Genomic DNA, 4016 nt, shown 5'->3' with positions numbered 1-4016 from the left:
ACACCACGACGGACCCGGCCGCCCCGGCGGACACCACGACGGACCCGGCGGGCACGGCGGACCGCGTGGGGACCACCACGGCGACCACGGACCGGGACGCCACGGCGGGGACGACCGCGGTCCGAGGGGCGACCACGGTCCTCGTCGCGACCACGATCCGCGCCACGGTGACCACCGCGGCGGCCCGGGGAGCGGCCACCGCGACAACGACCACCGCGGCAACCACCAGGCCGACCACCGAGGAGACCACCGCGGAGACCACCGCGGTGGCGACCACGACCGTCGCGGCGGGCACGACCGGGACCACCGTGACCACCGTGGGGACCACCGGAACGACCGGCACGACCGGCACGACCGCGACCGACACGACCGTGACCGGCACGAGAACGCCCGGCACGACCGCGACCGCGGGCGACACGACCACGACCGCAACCGGCACGAGCACGACCGGCACGACCGTGGCGGGCACCGGCACGCCGGGGACCACGATCGCGACCACCGTGGCGACCACCGTGGCGACCACCGGGTCCGACCGGCCGCGCACCACGAGCACGATCGCGGTCACGAGCACCACCGCAACACCGAGCACCACAACGGCGGCCACCACCAGGACGGGCACCACGAGAACGGCCACCACGGTGTCCGGCCCGTGGCCCACCACCAGAACCGCGGCGGGGACTGCGACGAGCACGGTCGCCCGATCCACCACCAGAACCGGCACGACCACGACCGCAAGGACCGTGACCGGCACGACCGCGACCGGCACGACCGCGACCGCGACCGGCACCCGGCGAACCACCGCCACGGGCAGGGACCGGGTCACCGGCACCCGGCGGCACACCACCCGCACCCCCAGCAGGCCGTGCACCACGGCCACCGCCCCCACCAGGGTCCGCCCGTGCACGGGAACCCCGGGCCGAACCGGCCCGGTCACCCGCCGCTGCTGAGGCTCGTCGTGAACATCTGACAGGTCGACGTCTGACCCTTTTCGGCCCCGCGCCGAGGAAATGTCACCCCTCATTCCGGACGGCCCCCCACGACCGTCCGGAATGAGGCGTGTCCGAAGCCGGAACAAATACGAAAACAGCGTCAGACAACAGCATCAGGAAACGGTGGTCCTGCGGCCGTACCCGGCCCGGTCGGACTGGTCGATCCCGTGTTCGGTCTCCGTGTAGAGGTGGATCTCGTGGCCGTCCGGGTCGTGCAGCACCACGAGCCAGCCGATCGACGCCTCGATCACCGGGGAGTGCGCGACGCCGAGCGCGTCGAGATGCGCCGTCCACTCCTCCAGCGCCGGCCGGTCCGCCACACCCAGCATCAGCTCCAGCCCCGGCTGGCTGTGCGCCTCCGGGGTCTCCCGCAACGAGAGCCCCGTCTCGCACCCCGGCAGCTCACCGGCGACGCCGCGCAGCACGCCCTCCGCGTCCGGGAACTCGTACAGCGGCGAGTAGCCCACCAGCCGCGTGTAGAACTCCACGCTCCTCGACAGGTCCGCCACGGGGAGCTTCACCGCGCGCAGCCTCGTCAGCTCGGGCATCGGACACGCCTTTCGTTGAACCAACAGTGCATCGAATGCGTGTAGAGTGCAGCGCATGCCCGACGACGTCAAGCGGCCGTACCGGTCACCGCTGCGCGAACAGAGCGCCCGGCGCACCCGCGCGACCATCCGCGAGGCGGCCGCGGCGCTGTTCGTCGAGCGCGGCTACGTGAGCACCACGGTCAAGGACGTCGCCGCGGCCGCGGGAGTGGCGGTCCGCACGGTGCACGCGACCTTCCCCGGCGGGAAGGCGGAGATCTTCCACGAGGCGCTCGACGTGGCCACCGCGGGCGACGAGGAGCCCGTCGCCGTGATGGACCGGGCGGAGGTCCGGGAGTCCCTCGCCGACCCGGACCGCATCCTGGCCGATCTCGCGCGGCAGGGCGCGGCGCTGCACGCCCGGGCGGGTGGGCTGCTGCGGGCCTGCTTCGAGTCGGCCGGGGCGGACGCCGAGATGCGGGAGCTCGACGAGCTGGGCGCCCGGATGATGGCCGGGAACATGCGGACCGTCGCCGAGGCCCTCCACGAGCACGGGCTGCTCGCCGTACCCGTCGACGAGGCCGCGGACGTGTTGTTCACCCTGAACAGCCCGCACGTCCACGACCTGCTCGTGCACCGGCGCGGCTGGACGGCCGCGCGCTACGCGGAGTGGCTCGAGGGCTCGCTGCGGCTGCTCATCGGTACGCGTCGGGACGGCGCTCGGTGAGGTGCGAGAGCCTGCGGCGGGCCGCGGCCAGCGAGGTCTCCACGTCCATCTCGGCCACCGCGATGCCTGCCTTCGCCCAGGTCCGGGCCAGCACCTCGCCGTCGGGCCCCACGACCTTGGCCTGGCCCAGGAACCGCATCCGCCCCATCGACCCGGTCTGGTTCGAGGACACCAGGACCACCTGGTTCTCGGCCGCCCGCGAGCGGTCGTAGAGGTCGAACAGCCGGGACTGCCGGTCGTCGGCCATCCGCGGGGCGCGGTTGGTGATGCTCGTGGGCCAGGCGGACAGGCACGCGACGATCCCGGCCCCGTCGAGCGCGAGGGCCCGGGCGGACTCGGGGAAGGTCTTGTCGTAGTCGACCAGCATCCCCATCCGACCGACCGGTGTGTCGAAGGCGGCGAACGAGTCCCCCGCCCGGTACACCCGCTCCTCGCCGAGGGGCTGGTGCACCTTGCGGTGCAGGCCGAGCAGCCCGTCGCCGTGCACGCAGGCGGCGGTGTTGAAACGGACGTCGCCGGGCCCCGCCTCGCAGAGCCCGATGCAGACCACCATGTCCCCGGCCAGCTCGCCGACCTTGCGCAGCTCCGGGCCGTCGAGCTCAAGGGCGGGGGGCAGGCCTGCCGGATCGGGATCGGTGAAGTCCGTGATGTAGCCGCCGAGCGCGGCGTCGGGCAACACGAGCAGCCTGACGTCGGAACGGCGGGCGTGCTCGATCAGCGTCGCGACGCGGGCGAGCGAGCCCTCCAGGTCCCGCCCGAAGGCCGCCGCGACGGCGCCGATCTTCATCGACCCCACCCCGTCCTCCCCGGTCACCCCGCTCACGCGACCGCGAAGGGCCGCCCGTCCGCAGCAGCGTACGTGTCCGGGCGCCGGTCCCGGAGGAAGTGCATGACGGCGCGCGCGGCGTCCACGGAGGCGTCGACGTCGAGCTCGGCGATGGCCAGTCCCTCCGCCTGACCGGTGGTGGCGATGATCTCCCCGCCCGGGTCCACGACCTTGGCGCTGGCGGCGAACCGGAGGTCGCCGAAGGTGCCGTACTGGTTCGACGCCACCCACACGAGCTGGTTCTCCAGCGCGCGGGCACGGTCGAACAGGTCCATCCGGCGGGTCCAGCGGTCCTGCGCGGGATCGGGATGGCGGTTGGTGCGGCTGACCGGCCAGGCCGACAGCGAGCAGACGATCCGCGCCCCGGCCATGGCCTGGTCGCGGGCGGCCTCGGGGAAGGCCTTGTCGAAGCAGATCTGCATGCCGATGCGGCCGACGGGGGTGTCGAAGGCCGCGAAGCGGTCGCCCGCGGCGTAGCTCGCGTCCTCCCGCAACGGCTGGTGGACCTTGCGATGCGTGCCGAGCACACCGTCCCCGCTCACACAGACCGCGCTGTTGTAGACGCCGTCGGAGGCCTGTTCGCAGAACCCCGCGCAGACCACCATGTCCCCCGCCAACGAGGCCAGCGTGGCGATCTCCGGACCCTCCGGGTCGAGGGCGGGCGGCTGCTCCGCCGCCCCCTCCAGGTCGGTCAGGTACCCGCCGAGCGCGGCCTCCGGGAGCACCAGCAACCCGACGCCCTCGGTGCGGGCCTCGGCGACCAGTGCGCCGATCCGGGCCAAGCCCTCGGCGAGATCGCGCCCGAACGGCGCCGACACCGCGGCCATCCGCAGCGTGCTCATGGTCCTCCTCGGTCGTGCGGTCGCGGGAACGAGACGGCCCCGGGGGCGTCCGGGGCCGTCCCCCCTCCCGCTGTGCGCGGCTCGCGCCGCGCACGGAGGTCAGAG

5 protein-coding genes are annotated in these 4016 nt (G+C 73.7%); 1 reads left to right on the top strand and 4 read right to left on the bottom strand.

The window, feature by feature from the left end; all coding sequences use genetic code 11:
• The coding region (locus H5J29_RS23750; protein ID WP_181783250.1) for a hypothetical protein at window positions 1-934 on the bottom strand (934 nt) is incomplete at its 3' end.
• A gap of 168 nt (window positions 935-1102) precedes the next feature.
• On the bottom strand, window positions 1103-1537 hold the full coding sequence (locus tag H5J29_RS23745; protein WP_181783249.1) for a VOC family protein: 435 nt from the start codon (window positions 1535-1537) through the stop codon (window positions 1103-1105).
• A gap of 55 nt (window positions 1538-1592) precedes the next feature.
• Between H5J29_RS23745 and H5J29_RS23740 the strand changes: the two genes are divergently transcribed.
• Window positions 1593-2243: a TetR family transcriptional regulator gene (locus tag H5J29_RS23740; RefSeq protein ID WP_220187835.1), complete on the top strand. Its 651-nt coding sequence runs from the start codon at window positions 1593-1595 to the stop codon at window positions 2241-2243.
• Here H5J29_RS23740 and H5J29_RS23735 read toward each other — a convergent pair.
• Window positions 2212-3039, bottom strand: coding sequence for a carbon-nitrogen hydrolase family protein (locus tag H5J29_RS23735; RefSeq protein WP_181783251.1), 828 nt, complete (start codon window positions 3037-3039; stop codon window positions 2212-2214). The two genes, H5J29_RS23740 and H5J29_RS23735, sit on opposite strands and share 32 nt — an antisense overlap.
• 23 nt (window positions 3040-3062) lie before the next feature.
• The gene (locus tag H5J29_RS23730) at window positions 3063-3911 is read right to left on the bottom strand and encodes a carbon-nitrogen hydrolase family protein (protein ID WP_181783247.1); all 849 of its coding nucleotides are present in this window, start codon (window positions 3909-3911) and stop codon (window positions 3063-3065) included.
• Window positions 3912-4016 lie beyond the last annotated feature (105 nt).

The sequence above is a fragment of the Pseudonocardia pini genome, assembly GCF_013870575.1.
Lineage (GTDB): Bacteria > Actinomycetota > Actinomycetes > Mycobacteriales > Pseudonocardiaceae > Pseudonocardia > Pseudonocardia pini.
This window is presented reverse-complemented; position numbering and strand designations above follow the sequence as displayed.